At 41.4% G+C, this 18,735-nt stretch carries 14 protein-coding genes and 2 pseudogenes; 13 read left to right on the top strand and 3 right to left on the bottom strand.

The genetic code is table 11. From position 1 onward, the window contains the following. Nucleotides 1-179: 179 nt before the first annotated feature. Nucleotides 180-332 (bottom strand): hypothetical protein, encoded by a 153-nt coding sequence (locus AAHB12_RS19865; RefSeq protein WP_342046672.1) that lies wholly within the window; start codon nt 330-332, stop codon nt 180-182. Between the two features lie 141 nt (nt 333-473). Here AAHB12_RS19865 and AAHB12_RS19860 point away from each other — a divergent pair, with 141 nt between their 5' ends. The 8 genes and pseudogenes from AAHB12_RS19860 to AAHB12_RS19825 all read left to right on the top strand — a co-directional run bounded on the left by AAHB12_RS19860 (nt 474) and on the right by AAHB12_RS19825 (nt 10,503). Continuing rightward, nucleotides 474-1,316: an SPFH domain-containing protein gene (locus AAHB12_RS19860; RefSeq protein ID WP_342046670.1), complete on the top strand. Its 843-nt coding sequence runs from the start codon at nt 474-476 to the stop codon at nt 1,314-1,316. Between the two features lie 1,198 nt (nt 1,317-2,514). Further along, the gene (gene nrdI, locus AAHB12_RS19855) at nt 2,515-2,874 is read left to right on the top strand and encodes a class Ib ribonucleoside-diphosphate reductase assembly flavoprotein NrdI (protein ID WP_129728002.1); all 360 of its coding nucleotides are present in this window, start codon (nt 2,515-2,517) and stop codon (nt 2,872-2,874) included. Continuing rightward, a pseudogene (locus AAHB12_RS19850) lies at nt 2,861-3,433 on the top strand (ribonucleotide reductase N-terminal alpha domain-containing protein); the annotation flags it as partial. The gene nrdI and the pseudogene AAHB12_RS19850, both read left to right, overlap by 14 nt. A 135-nt stretch (nt 3,434-3,568) precedes the next feature. Beyond that, the gene (locus AAHB12_RS19845; RefSeq protein WP_342046667.1) at nt 3,569-4,708 is read left to right on the top strand and encodes an NUMOD1 domain-containing DNA-binding protein; all 1,140 of its coding nucleotides are present in this window, start codon (nt 3,569-3,571) and stop codon (nt 4,706-4,708) included. A 196-nt stretch (nt 4,709-4,904) separates the two neighbouring features. Then, nucleotides 4,905-6,416: pseudogene (gene nrdE, locus AAHB12_RS19840) on the top strand (class 1b ribonucleoside-diphosphate reductase subunit alpha); the annotation flags it as partial. Nucleotides 6,417-6,444: 28 nt separating this feature from the next. Continuing rightward, the gene (nrdF, locus tag AAHB12_RS19835) at nt 6,445-7,413 is read left to right on the top strand and encodes a class 1b ribonucleoside-diphosphate reductase subunit beta (protein ID WP_342046666.1); all 969 of its coding nucleotides are present in this window, start codon (nt 6,445-6,447) and stop codon (nt 7,411-7,413) included. Nucleotides 7,414-7,728: 315 nt separating this feature from the next. Further along, nucleotides 7,729-8,919: an MFS transporter gene (locus AAHB12_RS19830; protein ID WP_342046664.1), complete on the top strand. Its 1,191-nt coding sequence runs from the start codon at nt 7,729-7,731 to the stop codon at nt 8,917-8,919. Nucleotides 8,920-9,180: 261 nt separating this feature from the next. Further along, nucleotides 9,181-10,503 (top strand): alkaline phosphatase, encoded by a 1,323-nt coding sequence (locus AAHB12_RS19825; protein ID WP_342046663.1) that lies wholly within the window; start codon nt 9,181-9,183, stop codon nt 10,501-10,503. 163 nt (nt 10,504-10,666) lie between these two features. Here AAHB12_RS19825 and AAHB12_RS19820 read toward each other — a convergent pair whose 3' ends face one another. Continuing rightward, nucleotides 10,667-11,434, bottom strand: coding sequence for a class I SAM-dependent methyltransferase (locus AAHB12_RS19820; RefSeq protein ID WP_342046662.1), 768 nt, complete (start codon nt 11,432-11,434; stop codon nt 10,667-10,669). 281 nt (nt 11,435-11,715) lie between these two features. Here AAHB12_RS19820 and nirB point away from each other — a divergent pair, with 281 nt between their 5' ends. The 4 genes from nirB to AAHB12_RS19800 all read left to right on the top strand — a co-directional run bounded on the left by nirB (nt 11,716) and on the right by AAHB12_RS19800 (nt 17,787). Further along, nucleotides 11,716-14,118, top strand: coding sequence for a nitrite reductase large subunit NirB (nirB, locus tag AAHB12_RS19815; RefSeq protein WP_342046660.1), 2,403 nt, complete (start codon nt 11,716-11,718; stop codon nt 14,116-14,118). A gap of 94 nt (nt 14,119-14,212) precedes the next feature. Beyond that, nucleotides 14,213-14,533: a nitrite reductase small subunit NirD gene (gene nirD, locus AAHB12_RS19810; RefSeq protein WP_342046659.1), complete on the top strand. Its 321-nt coding sequence runs from the start codon at nt 14,213-14,215 to the stop codon at nt 14,531-14,533. A gap of 10 nt (nt 14,534-14,543) precedes the next feature. Then, nucleotides 14,544-15,989, top strand: a complete 1,446-nt coding sequence (cobA, locus tag AAHB12_RS19805; protein WP_342046657.1) for a uroporphyrinogen-III C-methyltransferase — start codon at nt 14,544-14,546, stop codon at nt 15,987-15,989. A gap of 163 nt (nt 15,990-16,152) precedes the next feature. Further along, complete coding sequence (locus AAHB12_RS19800; protein ID WP_342046656.1) at nt 16,153-17,787, top strand: M20/M25/M40 family metallo-hydrolase; 1,635 nt, start codon at nt 16,153-16,155, stop codon at nt 17,785-17,787. A 28-nt stretch (nt 17,788-17,815) separates the two neighbouring features. Here AAHB12_RS19800 and AAHB12_RS19795 read toward each other — a convergent pair whose 3' ends face one another. Then, nucleotides 17,816-17,998 carry a DUF3913 family protein gene (locus AAHB12_RS19795; protein ID WP_129728010.1) on the bottom strand — a complete coding sequence of 61 codons (183 nt, stop codon included), beginning with the start codon at nt 17,996-17,998 and terminating at the stop codon, nt 17,816-17,818. Nucleotides 17,999-18,232: 234 nt separating this feature from the next. Between AAHB12_RS19795 and AAHB12_RS19790 the strand changes: the two genes are divergently transcribed. Beyond that, nucleotides 18,233-18,439 (top strand): hypothetical protein, encoded by a 207-nt coding sequence (locus tag AAHB12_RS19790; protein ID WP_129728011.1) that lies wholly within the window; start codon nt 18,233-18,235, stop codon nt 18,437-18,439. Nucleotides 18,440-18,735 lie beyond the last annotated feature (296 nt).

The following is an 18,735-nucleotide window of genomic DNA, read 5'->3' as shown; positions in this document are numbered from 1 at the left end:
TGCGACGTAGAGAAGATTTTAGGACCAAAGTATAAAGACAACTGCGCTTCTATCTTCGCCTAACGGCTCGCCAATGATAGCGGGTTTTCAGAGAAATACTAAGGATTATCTGATATAGCAACAAATTGGATATAGTGCACGCACAGATGAAATTTTGTCTTTACTAAGGTCAGCCCCCTTTATATTTGCCGATCTGAATCTTCTTTTGTCTGCTGCGTTTGCTGATGTTTACGATAATTGGCGCACTTTTCTTTAAAGCAAACTGTTTTTGTTCCCATGGGAAGCTGCGCCTTATATTTTTCATAGCACCAGCATATTTCTTTATTTTCCATTGTACACACTCCCTTCTCAATCAGTGTAGCAAAGAAAGAATAAGAATGGCTAAATAATTTAAAAAAGGATTGTTGAAAGCCACTGGGCGTTGTAACATAGAATTAGTAAGGATTTCCAAAATCAAAAGGGAGGAGATAGCTGTGAAAGAGCAGGCAGCTTGGAAGATAAATGGTTTTATTGGATTGTTATTATTGCTTGTGATTCTTATATTCGCCGCGTACTTTAGTATTGTGCAATACAATCCTTTATACCTCATTTTTGCCGCGGTTCTGGCCATATTCGTATTAACTGGGCTGACAATTGTGCAGCCGAACGATTCTGTAGCCGTAATATTTTTCGGAAAGTATATGGGGACCATTCGGGAAGATGGTTTCTTCATTACAATTCCTTCCATCCGCAAACGTGTTTCTTTGCGCGTGCGCAACTTTAATAGTGATACGTTGAAGGTTAACGATGTAGACGGGAATCCCATTGAAATTGCTGCGGTTGTCGTATTTAAAGTAACAGATACAGCTAAAGCATTGTTTGATGTGGAAAACTATCGAGAATTCGTACGTATCCAAAGTGAAACTGCACTTCGTCATGTAGCGACAAAGTATCCGTATGATACGGATACTGAGAAAGCGTGGTCACTTCGCGGAAATGCAGAGGAAATTGCAGAAGAGTTGGCCCGTGAGCTGCAAGTGCGTTTGAATGTATCCGGTGTAAAAGTGCTAGAGGCACGCCTTACTCATTTAGCATATGCCCCTGAAATCGCAAGTGCTATGCTGCAGCGTCAACAGGCAACAGCTGTCGTGGCGGCGCGTCAAAAAATTGTAGAGGGTGCAGTCGGAATGGTCGAGGCGGCGCTTGAACAGCTGGATCAGAGACAAGTCGTACAGCTAAGCGAAGATATGAAGGCACAAATGGTAAGCAATCTGATGGTCGCGATCGTATCAGAAAAAGGAACACAGCCCGTGATGAATGCTGGGACCTTGAAATAGGCCTGCCTAAAGAGAAACGAGAAAGATTTTTTCTACTATGCAGCTATTTCAGTCCTTCTCTCTTAATATACTAGTTTGGAAATGTTAGCCGTTTGAAACATTTATAAGGTGCTTGTAACAATCAAATGTTTCTTTGCTTGAGATATCAGCCTGTAAGCTGGCATTTTTGTGGCTCTATAAAGAGAGTATATCTAGTATAATAAAGGGAGAAAAGCGAGAAAAAAAGAGGGTTTCCGTTGATTTATGTAGGTTATTTCCCAGGAAAACCAGAATATTGACGGGAAATAATACCTTTACACGCACATTATATAATGAAGTCTGCTCTTTCGAATATGTGACGTTTGTAACAATTATGCTACAAGGATCTATATGAATAAACCGGAGTTGATTTTACAAAAAAACTATTTCTTTGTAAAATGCCTCTAGACACATCGCCGCAGGCAACAGAAAGGAGAGAGAAAAACGAGGTAATGCCTCGCTGGTACCTTGTTTCATGGGACATCATGCCTTAAGGCAAAACACAAACTTTATATGTAGTGCACTTGTTCGCGCCAAAGCTTATCGGCTAAACCCCGTAAAACTCAAAGCATGCGCGAGAAATAAGTAGCCAAGCCTCTCGGGTCCCAGGAGGCTTCTTTTTTTTGCATGGCAGAGTTATAATTTTCCAGTTAGAAGCAAGTTCGATGTAGCAGGAAATTTTAGGAACAAAGTGTAAGTGCAACTACGCTTCTGTCTTCGCCTAACTGTTCGCCACTCAGCGAGTTTTCTCTATAGAAAAGCGTATCTTCCGCGCTCAAGGATGTTTATCCTGTGTGCTCTCTTTGTTTCCTCACAAATCTTGCCTTGGATGTTCTTTCTTCAATTTTCTTCTTATGTTGCATAAATTGTCGCTTCCCTTAAAACATTTCTGCAAATTCCCTTCTTTTTCTCCATATTCATACATTTAATCTTTAGAATGAACTAGAAAATACATTGACAAGTTCTCGTAAATACACTGTATTGACATGCTATTTATAATGTAGTTTCATATGTTTTGTACGTCTTTTTGGAACGGCTCTTTCTTTGTCGAAAAACAAATTCTTTTGCTCAAAATAAATCTGTGCATATATCTTGTGTCTGCTCGAAAAACATAATACAATATGTAGGCAGATAAAAATATGAAGAATTTGGTTATGGTTAGGAAATGGAGGAGTTAGGAATGCTGATTGTATATGATTCAATGACAGGAAATGTGAAAAGGTTTATTCAAAAACTCAATATGCCCGCGGTGCAAATTCATGACGAATTACTGCTGGATAAGGAGTATGTCCTTGTCACATATACAACAGGATTCGGGAAAGTGCCAGAGCGTGTAGCAAAATTTCTGGAGCGAAACTACGATCGCTTAAAAGGTGTAGCAGCGAGCGGAAATCGTAACTGGGGAGACAAGTTTGGCGCCAGCGCAGACCACATTGCCAAAGCATACGAAGTGCCAGTTTTGTCTAAGTTTGAAATGGCTGGGACAAATAAAGATATAGAATTTTTCAAAGAAAGGGTGCTGGGGCTTGCGACATATTGAGCTCAATAATGAAATTACACAAATGGCAGATGGCTTCTATCAATTGGAGAAAGACCAAGAAGCATTGCAGGAATTTTTGAAAGAGGCGCGCGAAAACACACTACCGTTTAGCAACGTACGTGAGCGCATCGCCTATATGATGGAGCAAGATTATTACTACAATGTGTTACAGGAGTATTCTCTAGAAGAGATTGAGGAAGTGTATGCTACTACATACGAAGAAAACTTCCAATTTCAATCCTACATGGCGGTATCAAAGTTTTATAAGGATTACGCGTTAAAAACAAATGATGGAAAGCAGTATTTGGAAAGCTATGAAGATCGCATTGCAATCGTCAGCTTATACTTGGGCCGTGGTAACGCGGAAAAAGCAAAGAAATATGCACAACAAATGATCAAGCAAAACTATCAACCAGCGACACCAACCTTTTTGAATGCAGGACGAAGCAGAAGAGGGGAAATGGTGAGCTGTTTTCTTTTGGAAATGGATGATAGCTTAAACTCGATTGGATTTAATATTAATACGGCGATGCAGCTAAGTAAGATTGGCGGAGGCGTTAACCAATGAGCGCCAACTAGCAGAGATGCTGGTTATAAGAACCCTGCTAATTCGGTGGAACTCTTGCTTTGACAAGACAATACCGAGCCAAGTTATCTAATTGGTCAAATGAAGTAATGCGAAGGGGTGCAGACTTTGCAGTTTGTATATAAGATTGTGAATATCCAAAGTGGTAAGTTTTACGTGGGACGAACCGGAAACTTGACTGAAAGGTACACAACTCATAAGCGACTTTTGCAAAGTGGAAAACATCACTGTATACACCTTCAAAGAGCCTGGTCAAAATATGGTGAACAGTTGTTTAGAATTGATGTTATAAGTGTCTTTGATACAGGGAATGAAGAGGAAGATCTACGCCTTGCAAAGAACCTAGAGCAGTTGATTTTAGACAATTTGTTTGCTACAAGTATACTTTATAATGTATCTTCTTCTTCTGAAACGGGTGTACTAAAAGGAAGTAATCATCCTTTTTATAAGATGCATCCAATTCAATGGATTGGGAAGGATGCTTACAACAGAGCAATGGATACACTCAAGAAAAAGATAGGAAGCAAAAATCACTTCTACAAAAAACAACATACAGAAGCTGTTATCCAGCTTCTGAGGAAAAAATGTGCCATGTACGGTACAGATAATCCCTTTTTTGGAAAAACACATTCTCATGAAACCAGAAAGAGAGTTGCCCAGGGTAGGCGAGGGAAAACAATAGGCAAAAGTCCTACGAATTCCAAAAAAGTGGTTATTGATGACATCGTGTATGAATCCTGTGCCAAGGCAGCAATAGCAATGGGGGTATCAGGTATCACAATTTCTAAGCGGTGTAAAAATGAGCAATATCCAAACTATATGTTCCTAAATTGTCACGAAGAAGTGATAGGTATTTCTTCAAAACCTCAATTTGTGAAAATAGAAGAGGTTTTGTATGAATCTATAGCTACTGCTGCTAGTGCTTTAGGAGTAAGTCGGGAAGCTATAAAAAAGCGATGTAAAAGTGAAGGTTTTCCTGGATATTGTTTTGTAGAAGATGACCAAATATCAGCTTCCAATGCTAGCAAGGTAATTAAGAGGAAACAAAAGTCTCTCAGACACAGCTCTAAGACTAAGAAAAAGCTTTCCCTGATGAGGGGCAGGAAGATTGTTGTTGGTGAGTATATATATAATTCCATACTTGAGGCATCTACTGCACTAGGTGTTTCTACTACAACAATTAGAAATCGCTGTGAGAATGACAAATTTCCAAGTTACCGATTTCTTGACCAAAATTTGACCAATTAGATAAAAGGTGTAACGACCATCGAAATCACGCTGTATCAGCGGAAGAGAGTAGAGTAGGACGCAAGCGTTTGGCGTCCGAAACGCAGGGACTCTTACCAAAAAAAATGGAAGAGTATGATATGGTCTGCTCTTACAGGCGACTGTAAGCTGTCCAAATGGACGCACTAGGTATAGCGAACCTAGTGGAACAGAAGGTGCGCTAAATCTTTCTAAACTACGAGCCAGAGGAGAAGAAATTAAGGGGATTGAAAATGCGGCAAGCGGTGTAATGCCAGTGATGAAGCTGTTAGAGGATTCTTTCTCTTATGCGAATCAGTTGGGACAAAGAAAAGGCGCAGGTGCCGTGTACTTGAACATTTTCCACTGGGATATTATTGAATTCCTTGACTCGAAAAAAATCAACGCCGATGAAAAAACTCGGATCCAATCCCTCTCCATCGGATTAATCGTACCAAGCAAGTTTTTCGAGCTAGCGGAGAAGGATGAACCTCTATACGTATTCGCTCCATATACGGTGTTTAAAGAGTATGGAAAGCACCTAGACGATATGGATATTGATGCGATGTACGAAGAGTTGGTTGCAAATCCGAAAATCAAGAAGAAAAAGCTTGATTTAAGTGCGCGTGACATGCTGATTAAAGTTTCTATGATCCAATTGGAATCAGGATATCCGTACATCATGTTTAAATCAAATGCGAATGAGCAGCACCCGCTTAAGGATATTGGTTCAATCAAAATGTCGAACCTTTGTTCGGAAATTTTCCAACTCCAAGAAACATCAGAAATTAACGATTACGGTGTAGGCGATATTATCCGCCGTGATATTAACTGTAACCTAGGATCTTTAAACATTGTCAACATAATGGAAAACAAAGAACTACGCGAAGCAGTGCATGCCGGCATGGAGGCTCTGACAGCCGTTTCTGATATGACAGTGATTCAAAACGCTCCGACAGTGAAAAAGGCGAATGATGAACTTCATTCTGTCGGCTTAGGTGCAATGAACCTGCACGGTTTCTTGGCAAAAAATAAAATCGCGTACGAAAGCGAAGAAGCGAAGGATTTTGCTCGTACCTTCTTTATGATGTTGAACTACTATTCCATTGAGAAAAGTATGGAAATCGCAAAAGAGCGAGGCGAGACATTTAAAGATTTTGAGAAGTCCGAGTATGCGAAAGGAACATACTTCGAGAAATACGAAGCAACTGACTTTAAACCACGCTTAGACAAGGTGAAAAAGCTGTTTGAAGGCATGCATGTTCCAACGCAGGAAGATTGGAGTAATTTAAAAGATCAGGTGCAAACATACGGATTATACAATGCATATAGACTTGCAATCGCTCCGACGCAATCCATCAGCTACGTTCAAAACGCGACATCTAGCGTAATGCCGATCGTAAGCCAAATCGAGTCTAGAACGTACGCAAATGCAACAACATATTACCCAATGCCGTTCTTATCAAAAGAAACGTTTTGGTACTATAAATCCTCTTATGATATTAATCAATTTAAGCTTATTGACTTAATCGCGGAAATTCAGCAGCACGTAGATCAAGGAATCAGTACGATTTTATACGTGAATAGCGATATTTCCACACGCGAATTGGCGCGTTATTATATCTACGCTCACAAAAAAGGCTTAAAGAGCTTGTATTATACAAGAACACGAAAGCTAAGCGTAGAAGAGTGCGTAGCGTGCGTAGTCTAATTTTTAGAGAGAGAAGGGGTGGTTTATAGTGCGCGCAGTAAACTGGAATAAGCAAGAAGATGATTACAGCTTAATGTTTTGGAAGCAAAATATCGCCCAGTTTTGGACGGAGGAGGAAATTGCTGTTTCCTCTGACAAAAACACTTGGGTACAGTTATCTAAGGAAGAGCAAGTTGCCTACAAGCGAGTTCTCGGCGGCTTGACCTTGCTTGACACGAAACAGGGCGGCGAGGGTATGCCGCTCATCCTCGTGCATGTGAACAATCTGCAGGCAAAAAGCGTGCTGGCGTTTATGGGTGCGATGGAGGAAGTACACGCAAAGTCATACAGTCATATTTTTACGACACTCGCAACAGAAGAAGAAATTGACGGTATTTTTAAATGGGTAGACGAGCATCCTCTTCTAGAGAAAAAAGGAAGCATGATTACGTCTTACTACCGCCGCCTGTTAAAGCCAGAGGTAACGAATAAAGAGCTATATATGGCGATGGTTGCAAGCGTGTTTTTGGAAAGCTATTTATTCTACAGCGGGTTCTTCTATCCGCTTTATCTCGCTGGTCAAGGTAAGATGACAGCAAGTGGTGAAATTATTAACCTGATCATACGTGATGAGTCCATTCACGGTGTGTTCGTTGGCTTATTAGCACAAGAATTATACGCAAAGCTATCAGAAGACGAGCAGCAAGAGGTAAAAGCAGAAATACTTCAGCTCTTAATCGACTTATATGAAAATGAATGTGCATATACAGAAGAAATTTATACGCCAATAGGTCTTGTAGATGAAGTGAACAAATTTGTTCGCTACAATGCAAATAAGGGTTTAATGAATCTTGGTATGGATCCGTATTTTGAGGATGAGGAGATTAATCCAATTGTCTTAAACGGACTTCGTACTGATACGAAAAATCATGATTTCTTCTCGGTTAAAGGAAATGGTTACGTCAAAGCAACAAATGTTGAAAAACTGACAAATGATGATTTTGTGTTTGATTTTTAAGAAGCAGAGGGCTTGATGCTAGCAAGACCTCATTTCTAAGAATCCCTAGAAAAAAGGTATTTACACATTAGACATAACTAATATGTAAATACCTTTTTTATGTATGTGTTTACTATTTCTTTTTTTAGAAGGCCTGTTAGTATAATTATGTTGAAATAACTATTTGTGATTCTGTTATTAAACGTAGTGAATTTTTCATAATATAAAAAGTATATAACGAAACCAAAACAAATGAAGCACCTAGAAGCTAAACTAGTTGCTTTACTTTATCGTGCTATAATCATTTAATACATTTAACAAAAGGAGCCTACCTTCGTGTCAAATACACCACCGTCTTTATGGACTAAAACATTTATTATTATCATGTTAGCCAATGCATTTGCTTTTTTCGCATTTGATATTTTGCTGCCAACTCTCCCGCTTTTTTTGGAAAGGTATGGGGGCCTTGATATATCCAAAATAGGATTGATCATCGGGAGCTTTACTTTTTCTGCTATTATCATTCGTCCGTTTACTGAAATTTTTACTAATAAATTTGGAAGAAAGAAAGTATTAGTTGTCTCTATTCTTATTTGTTTACTCTCAACTCTAGGTTATTATATTGGCACAAGCTTTATCCTTGCACTTTCGATTCGTATTTTGCATGGTTTTGGCTTTGGTCTTGCTGTTACGATTCTTTCTACTTTAGCAGCGGAGATTATTCCGAAAGACAGACGAGGCGAAGGGATGGGAATGATTGGGAATGGCACAACCGTTGCTTTGGCACTATCGCCTTTCGCTGGGATGTGGCTATTTAACTCGTACAATCCAATTATATTATTTGGAGTCGCAGGACTTAGTTTGCTAGTATTTCTTTCTTGCGTTAGCTTCATTTCTTTTCCAGAAAGTGTGGCCAATTCTAATCAAACAGAGAAATCATTCCTCCAGTCAATGATTGAACCTTCCGCTATTTTTCCTTGCTTCCTAATGCTTTTGTTTGGCATATGCATTGGAGGAGTCATTAGTTTTATGGCGCTCTATGCAAAGGAGCTAAATATTGAAGGAGTGGCGTGGTTTTATTTTGTAAATACAGTGAGCGGATTTTTAATCCGTTTTATTTCCGGAAAAGTATTCGACCGAAAAGGGCATGCCTGGGTCTTGATTCCAAGTTCTATCTCCATTACCATTGGATTTGTTTTATTATACCAAGCTACCACTTTAAGTGATTTACTCATTGCTGCGACTTTATATGGTATGGGAACGGGATCATTATTCCCTTCTCTACAAGCCTGGACTTTGAATAATACCAAGCCTGAACAATTCACAAAGGTAACTGCGATGTTCTTTAATTCGTTTGACCTCGGGATCGGGGGAGGTTCGGCTATTCTTGGTTTGATTGCCGTAAAAACAAACTATAGTTCCATTTATTTATTTTCAGCTTTCGTCATGGTATTTTTCCTTCTTGTTTACTGTTCCGTATTATTTATCAATAAACAAAGCTTGGTGAGAACACAGAAAAGAGCATAGATAAACAGAGTATAGTGAGCACCCTCAGAATAGAGGGTGCTCATTTTTATGTACAATAAATGGAAACATCATTCTTTGATGGTACCTAACATAGAAGAGAATATTCATTTTCAGTATTCCAATTAATTTTTGATAACACAGGAAATGATATTACAGTACTGAATGGATCAGGATAAGTTTGTACACAGTTTCCATTTTTCTTTACCATCCCTAGGGATCGGACAGGCTTTTTAGCTAATCATTTTTTAGGGGGCAAATAGAGTGTTCAACACAAGTTTTAAAAAGAAGCTATTCCTTTTTGCAGCTATGTCTTCTATTGCTGTTGGTAGTTTGATGGGCACCTGTGCTTTTTCACCATCATCTGCGGAAGCAGAAACTAACCATGATAACGGGAAGGTAAAAAACGTTATATTTATGATTCCAGATGGTTTTTCTGCGGCGTATGCAACGCACTATCGTTGGTATAAAGGCAAACAATCTCTTTTGGACTCCATGTTCGTCGGTATGCATCGAACATATTCTGCAAGCTCCGCAGTAACAGATTCAGCAGCTGCTGCAACAGCAATGGCGACGGGAGTCAAAACAAATAATGGAATGATTAGCCTTTCACCAAAAGGTAAGACGTTGAAAACGATTCTTGAAGCCGCCGAGGCAACGGGAAAAGCCTCTGGACTAGTCGCTACTGCCACGATTACGCATGCCACTCCTGCTGCATTTGCTTCACATGCTGTTTCACGTACAAGCGAAGCAACTATTGCACCCCAGCTGCTGAACAATGGAGTAGATGTGATTCTAGGAGGCGGAAGGAGGTATTTTCCTGATTCACTTTTAAAGGAGGCACGAGAAAAGGGGTACCAATTGGTCAGCAATCAGGAACAGCTAGCTGCTTCCAAAAAGACTGGGAAGCTAATCGGTTTGTTTGCTGAAGAGGGCTTAGCAGCAGAATTGGATCGGGATGTAACCAACCAGCCTAGCCTAGCTGAGATGAGCAAAGCAGCCCTTGAAGTGCTTCATCAGGAGAAAGACGGATTTTTCTTGCTGATTGAAGGAAGTGAGATTGATTGGGCAGGGCATGTTCACGATGCAGCTTGGGCGATGAAAGATGCCGAAGCATTTGAAGCAGCAGTGGAAAAGGTATTAGAATTCGCCAAAAAGGACAAACATACTTTAGTCGTTGTAGCGGGTGATCATGATACGGGAGGTATGTCCGTTGGTGGTTACGGTAAATATGCTGCAAATATTGAAATGCTTCGCAACGTAACTGCAACAGGCTTCTTTATGGCAAAAAAGCTCAATCCTGCCCGCAGCAATATAAAGGAAGTAGTGAAACACTATGCTAATATAAATCTTACAGATGAAGAAGCTGCAAGAATTAAAGCTGCTCAAACGACGGACATAGCAATTAATGAAGTGATTTCAGAACGTGCATTAGTTGGCTGGACAACTTTTAAGCATACTGGTATGGATGTCCCGGTATATGCATTCGGGCCAGGATCTAACCTGTTCTACGGTTTACACAATAACACAGATCTTCCACAATTAATGGCACAAGTCATGGGAATTTCTTTTCTACCAGCCCGCTAGATGAGGAATTTTAACGCGCAGCGTGTCTAGAAGCGTACTGCGCGTTTATTGTTACACTGTAGAAAATATAAATTCCCACCTGAAAGCTGGGAGACCATTCGATGTAGTGAGAAATTTTAGGAATATAGTATAAAGGCAAGGCTTACCAGTCGGCGAGTTTTCTTTATTTTCTGCACTGTATCAACACAGCTTGCCCTTGAAAGCTGCTGATATGTCCGTCCTGTACCTCAATATGAAAATGCTTCGCTATCTGTTTATCCCCATTCAGCATATACTGCTCCAGCTCTTGTTTCTCCGTTTCCGGCAATCCTGCTTGTTTGCACCATTTTTCAAATTGAAATATTTTTGAGAAGGTCACAAGCTGCTGCACTGTAAATCCTGAACGCTCTAATAGTGAAATCCATTCAGATTTCTTCCAAGCACGGTAGTGGCTATTGTCCCGCTTTTTCTCCACTGTATTGTAAAAGGTATCAAGCTCATCTTGCTCAGGAGCAACGTTATCGATCAGAAGAAACTTCCCGTTTTCTTGGAGCACACGGTAGCTCTCGGCCGCAAAAGCAGCAATGTCCGAGAAATGATGCGGTGCAATGCGGCAAGCCACAATAGAAAATGAAGCATCAGGAAACGGCAGCTGCTCGGCATCGCCCTTCATAAAGGTAACGTTTGTATGTCCATTTCCGCGAATAAATGCTTCCGCTTCCTGCAGCATGTTTTTTGTTAGATCAAGTGCGGTAACCTGATCTACAAGCTGCGCAAAGCCGTTGGCAACATGACCGCCGCCTGTGGCGATATCGAGAACAATATCTTCCTTCTTTGCCTCAGAGAGTGCAAGAAGTACTGCCAGGTCTTTTCCTTTAGCGTGGATTTCGCTTGTTACATAATGAGCTGCATACTTACCGAACTGCTCTTGTACACGCTGTTTGTTATCCATCTATACCATCTCCCTTCTTTTCTACTAGCATAACGCAAAAGGAATCATAAGAATATTTCGTTTTTTTATGAAAACTCGATAAGAAATTCTTATCTTCTTTCTAAATGTTCACAAAATATTAACCGAAAACTGTGATGTTCATCATAGTTTTGGCCCAAAATAAAGGCATTTTTGGCGATTTTTTTACAACTGCCTCGGACTTATATTCTTTTCTAATCCCCTTTGCTACAATGAAGCCAAGATGAATGCTCAAAAATTCACAAAGAAAGAAGGATTTCAAAATGAGTAAACAACGTCTCGTTATGATCGGCAACGGAATGGCCGGTATCCGCTGTATCGAAGAAATTTTAAAACGAAATCCAGAGAAATTTGAAATTACGGTATTTGGTGATGAGCCATATCCTAACTATAATCGTATTGCTTTATCCAATGTGCTGCAGGGCAAAACAACACAAGCTGAAATAGTGATGAATGACTGGAGCTGGTATAAAGAAAATAATATTACTTTATACACAAACGAAAAAGTAACCCATATCGATAGGGGAGCCAAATTTGTTCGTACAGAAAATCATCGCACGGTCGAGTATGACAAGCTCCTCATTGCAACAGGGTCTTCTGCATTCATTTTACCTGTTCCAGGGCATACTCTTTTAGGTGTAACAGGATTCCGTACGATTGATGATTGCAATATGATGATGGAAACCGCGAAAGAATATAAAAAAGCAGTTGTAATTGGCGGCGGCTTACTTGGATTGGAAGCGGCACGCGGTCTATTGAACATGGGCATGGAGGTAGAGGTTGTTCATCTTATGCCGAATTTGATGGAACAGCAGCTTGATGCGCCTGCGGGAGCGTTATTAAAGCGCGATTTAGAAGCGCAGGGCATGCGGTTTTTGATGGAACAGCAAACGGCGGAAATTATTGGCGAGAATCGTGTACAAGGCATTCGCTTTAAGGACGGTTCTGAAACAGCCTGCGATCTAGTTGTAATGGCGGTCGGTATTCGCCCGAATGTATTGCTTGCGAAGGAAGCAGGATTAGAAGTAAATCGCGGTATTGTTGTAAATGACTTTATGCAAACAGCGGATCTTTCCATATATGCGGTGGGAGAATGTGCAGAGCATAATGGAAATGTGTATGGTCTTGTTGCTCCATTGCATGAACAAGGAGCTGTGCTTGCTGAACATATATGCGATCTGGCAACGGAAGGCTATACAGGAAGCTTGCTCTCTACACAATTAAAGGTATCAGGCTGTGACTTGTTTTCTGCCGGACAAATTCATGAGGACGAGGCAACAAAAGCGATTACGGCGCATGACGGTGTAGCAGGGACCTATAAAAAGGTACTGATTCGTGACAACAAAATCGTTGGTATTGTCTTGTACGGTGATGTATCAGATAGCAACCGTTTGTTCCGCTTACTAAAGCAGAAAGCAGATGTTAGCGAATATACCTCTGCCTCTATTCTTCATAAGGGAGCAGACGAAGGCGATGAAAATCTTGTTGCTTCCATGGGACCAGAGGAGACAATTTGCGGCTGTAACGGTGTAACAAAAGGAGCAATTGTACAGGCTATTTTAGAGCAAGACTTAAAAACATTCGAAGAAGTGAAAACATGCACAAAAGCAGGCGGTTCCTGCGGAAAATGTAAGCCTCTTGTTGTCGGAGTACTAGAGCATACACTAGGTGGCGCAATTCAGGAGGAAAAGGCGGGCATTTGTGAATGTACCACATTATCTCACGATGAGCTTACTGAGGAAATTCGCACAAAAGGCTTAAAAACAGCAAAAGAGGTGCGTTATGTGCTTGGCTGGAAGCATGAAGAAGGCTGCGTAAAATGCCGTCCTGCGTTAAACTACTATTTAGGTATGATTTGGCCAGAGGAATATGCAGACGAAAAACAATCTCGTCTTGTAAACGAGCGGATGCATGCAAATATTCAAAAAGACGGAACATACTCAGTTATCCCGCGTATGTATGGCGGTGTTACAGACGTACAGCAGTTGAAAAAACTTGTAGAAGTGGCTGAGAAGTATGAAGTACCTTTAATTAAATTGACAGGCGGTCAGCGCATCGGCTTATATGGCATTAAGAAGGAGGATTTACCAAGCGTCTGGGAGGATCTTGAAATGCCATCTGGATATGCGTACGGCAAGACCCTTCGTACAGTGAAAACTTGTGTAGGTGCAGCATTTTGCCGATTCGGTACACAAGATTCCATGTCCCTCGGTATCGCACTTGAAAAGAAATTTGAGCGCATTGATACACCGCATAAAGTAAAAATGGGCGTATCCGCTTGTCCGCGCAGCTGCGTTGAATCTGGCGTAAAAGACTTTGGGGTAATTGGCGTTGAGAATGGCTTCCAAATTTACATTGGCGGAAATGGCGGAACAGAAGTTAAGGAAGCACAGCTATTATGCACAGTAAAAACAGATGAGGAAGTGCTTCGTTTAGCGGCAGCTTTTGTTCAATATTATCGTGAAACAGGTATGTACTTAGAACGTACAGCTCCTTGGGTCGAGCGTATGGGCTTTGAACATATTAAAGAAACTATGATGGACGAAGTGAAAGTGAACGAGCTGAATGAGCGCTTTGAAACGGCCATCGCAAAGTATCGTGAGCCATGGGAAGAAGTGCTGCAAACACCTCAACTGCGCGCAATGTACGAAGTAAAGCACGTATAAAGGAAATGGGGAAACACTAGAATTTTTAGTTATCAAAAAGGCGGGGGAGATTCCCCCGCTAATAGATAGGGAGAGGGAGAGGGAGAGGAAGAACATGACCATACAGACGCCAAAGAAAGTAAAAGTGATAGAGCTTGAACATTTGCCAATGCAAATTGGTCAAGAGGTAAACATTGAAGGCAAATCGATTGCATTGTTTCGCCTGAGCAGTGGAGATGTAAGGGCAGTGAGCAATGTATGCCCTCATAAAAATGGACCATTGGCAGAAGGTGTTGTGTCAGGAGAGTACGTGTTTTGCGCACTGCATAACTGGAAAATCTCTCTCGTTACTGGAGAAGTGCAGAAGCCAGATGACGGCTGTATACAAACATACGAAACAGAAGTAAAAGACGGGTACGTATATATTACAGTGTAAGGAGGCTAACATGACAAAGCTTGTTGGAAAGGTGTATTTAATAGGAGCGGGACCAGGAGATGCGAAGCTTATCACAGAAAGAGGGAAGGAATGTCTGCAAAAGGCGGATGTCATTTTATACGATCGCCTCGTCAACCCGCGCCTGCTGGAGTATGCAAGCAGCGATTGCGAATTTGTATATTGCGGCAAATTGCCCAAAAGACATATTATGAGGCAGGAACAAATTAATCAAGCGCTTGTGCAGCATGCACTAGAAGGAAAGACGGTCGTTCGCCTAAAAGGCGGCGACCCTTCCGTGTTTGGACGTGTCGGCGAAGAAGCAGCAGAATTGGCTGAGCATGGTATTTCATATGAAATGATCCCAGGCGTCACCTCAAGCATCGCAGCAGCGGCCTACGCGGGGATTCCGGTGACGCATCGCGAGTATAGCAATACCTTCACAATTGCGACAGGTCATTCAAAAGGGGAGCTGGAGCTCGATTTTACAGCGCTTGCCAAAAGTAAAACATGTGCATTTTATATGGGAATTCAAAACTTGCCGTTTATTTGCGAACAGCTCATCGCAAACGGAAGAGGTGAAAGCACACCTGTTGCGGTAATTGAATGGGGAACGACAGGCAGACAAAAGACGGCAACAGGGACGCTGCGGACAATCGTACAAGCGGTGCAGGAAAGTGAAATCGCCAATCCTGCGATGACCGTTGTAGGAGAAGCTGTGCAGCTTCGAGGGCAGCTTGCCTGGTTTGAACGAAAGCCCTATTATGGAAAACGTGTGTTGATTGCGAAATCATCGGCTCAGCAGAGCGGCATTGCCGAGTATTTAGCAGAAAGCGGGGCCGAGGTTTGGGAAATTCCACATTTGAAGAAAGAAACCTTTCCATTTTCTAAAGAAGAGCTAGCAGCGGCATTTCAGGCGGAGCGTCTTGTGTTTACTGCGAATGAAAGTGCAGCCCTATTTATGGAAGCCATTGTCCAGGCTGGTTATGATGTACGTGACCTTCCGCGCCAGATCCAAGGTGTTTCCGAAAAGTCAAGAGCAGAGCTTAATCAATTTGGAGTTCAAGCGCAGGAGGCAATATTATCTTCATGCCGTACAATTTATATCGGGCGTGTCCTGTCTGACACAGAACGCGAAGCCTTATTTGCAGCGTATGGCTGCGGCAAGATGCTATATACGCATGAGATTAAGCAGGATGTGCGCTTTCATGAGGTCACAGAGCGGCTATGGACTGAGTTTTCATGGGATACAGTATTATTTCCAAATCAAGCGGCTATCGCAGCCTTTATGGGAGAAATGGGCCGTTTAGGCGTTAGTGAGGATATATTAGCGTTGCGCTATGCTTACTTAGGGGAACGGACCGGGAAGGCTGCTCGTACATACGGCTTTATGAACCTCGATGAGCAGCTGCAGGAAATGCTCTCATCACGGGAATGGAAAAATAGAACAATATCGTAAAGAAAACTCGCCGACTGGCGAGTTTTTTGCATATATCTTTGTATATTGGCTGCGGCATTCTATCATACTACGAAATCAGTTCCTTTATACAGAAACGGAAGCTCTTGTATAATACATAGGGATGATCAACACATATAACGATATTTTGATTGGAGAGATTTATATGCAGCATACAACAGAGAAATGGCAGTCAAGAGAGGGCTTTTGGAGTCTTGTAAAAGAGCTTATTCGCTGCGGGAGTATTACCGGGTCAGAGCAAGAGGTACAAATCGCACATTATATTGCGGACACTCTGCGGACGCTTCCTTATTTCGAGCAGCATCCAGATGCTGTGCGGCTTCATCCAACGGCAGATAATCGCCTTGTGGTCACAGCTCTTGCTAAAAAAGAGGGAGCAACACAGACTGTTATTTTATTAAATCATTTTGATGTAGTGAATATCGATGATTATGGCAGATGGAAGCACCTTGCTTTTCAGCCTGATGAACTAACAAAGCAGTTTTATGAAAATAAACATCTTCTTCCGGCCGATGCAGTAAAGGATATGGAAAGTGGTGAATGGCTGTTTGGAAGAGGAACGATGGATATGAAGTGCGGAATCGCTGTTGGAATGATGATGCTAGAGCGTGCGACCCGAGGAGCCTTCGATGGCAATGTGCTCATGCTCTCTGTTTGCGATGAAGAAGTAAACTCAGCAGGAATGATTGCAGCTGTGCCCATCTTACTGCAATTGGCAGAGGAGCACGGCTTAACCTATACAGCCTGCATGAATGCTGAACCGATGTTTGCTCGTTATCCAGGAGACAATGCAAAATATATCTATACGGGGTCGTTAGGAAAGGTATTACCAGGCTTTTTTTGCTGTGGAAAGGAGTCTCATGTCGGAGAACCGCTGGCGGGACTAAATGCTAATTTAATGGTATCGCATGTGACATGCGAGATGGAGTTAAATGTAGGCTTTTGCGAGCAATATGGAGATGAAATAACACATCCACCGACAAGCCTGCAGCAATATGATTTAAAACAAGGTTATTCCGTGCAAACGCCGCATAAAGCAGTTGCACTTTTTAATTTATTTTTAATGGAAAGGCCACTTGAAGAGGTTGTAGCCTTGCTGTTGCAAACAGCCAAATCGGCTGCGGCCAATATTGAGCAAACATACCGAACGCAGGCAGCAAGATTCGCAGCGCTGCAGCAGTCCAATCCGCTCGATATTCATATAGAGGTGCTAACATTCGAAGAATTGCTTGCATACGCTAAGGAGCACCATGGAACCCAAGCGGTTGAGCAGATCGAGCGCAACGTACTTCAAACGAGACAAGCAGGGGAAGATGAGCGGGATGTTGTTATTCGATTTATCCATGATCTCACATCGTTATGCAACGAAAAAGGGCCAATGATTGTATTGTTCTTTGCCCCTCCTTATTATCCGGCTGTCAGTTCAAAACGAAATACAGCGGTCCACACTGCTGTAAAAGACGTAATTAACCATGCCTCAGAGCAGCATGGCATTGACTTGCAGCAGCTTGAATATTTTACCGGCTTATGCGACTTAAGCTACATTGGGCCGCAGACGTCCATTTCTTCGATAGCTGCACTTACCGAAAACATGCCGCTTTGGGAACGAGTCTATGAACTGCCTCTTCGTGAAATGGCACAACTGCAGATTCCTGTAATCAACATCGGGCCAGTCGGAAAAGATGCGCACAAATGGACAGAACGACTAAACATTGCCTATGCAGAGGGACCGCTGCCTCAGCTTATGCATCATACAATAGAAAAGCTCTTAGCAAACTAACAAAAAGAGACCATCTCGGTCTCTTTTATTAGTTAATAATAACTTCTACTTTAAAGTTTCCGCCCTTTTTTACATATTTAATATCGGCAACAGTTCGAACTTGATTGACAATTTCCACCTTTTCTCCAATGCGTGGAACAACCGGTACATTATCCCAAAAGCCAAGTAAATCTGCCTCTTTTTTATCCTTTTCATAAAACCAAATTTTCATATGTGTTCTCCTTTCGAAAACCTTGGGTACATTTTTATTCATAATATAACATATTTATTCTTGATTGTGTATATTCTAAATATTTTTTCTTTTTGCTTTTATTGGAAAAATGTAATAGCTCTTAATCTTGCTCTAAGCTGTGCACTTTCAGAAATCTTTCTTTTCTCATATCAAAACATGGAAGCTTGTATTATGATAGTATTAGGAGATGTGAGAAGCAGAAAGGAGAGCTCAATGACAGTACAGATTGATTGTGACATATGGGATGAGCTAAAGCTTTTATATAAAAAGGTTACAGAATGGGAAAAGAAGATCGAGGAAAAGCTTGGAGACTGCCCCTTCTGGGCTTGGCTCAAACATTTCGTGTATGTGTCGTTTATCATCACCCCTGCGCTCATTCTTTTACTTACATTAGGACTCATAATCAATAAAAGTGATTGATACTAAGATAAGGAAAAGCTAAAGTTGTTTTGAAATGCTTTAGCTAGTCGGAATAGAGCTTGATAATAATTTACACGAGATGAAGGAAAAGGGCTTACATCTGAGATTCTTTTTAAGAAACATACATGCAAAAGCGTCGGGTTCATCCGACGCTTTTATTTTAATAATGAAGGAAATTTTCTTTTTTTACGCTTTAAGGATAAGTTTCCAGATAAAAGCGAATGTAACGTAGCAGAAAATTTAGGAATACAGTATAAGGGCAACTACGCCTCTGTCTTCGCCCAAGAGCAGAGCTC

The sequence above is a fragment of the Bacillus sp. OTU530 genome (genome assembly GCF_038440375.1).
Note: the sequence above shows the minus strand (reverse complement) of the source record. Positions and strands in the feature narration are given on the sequence as shown.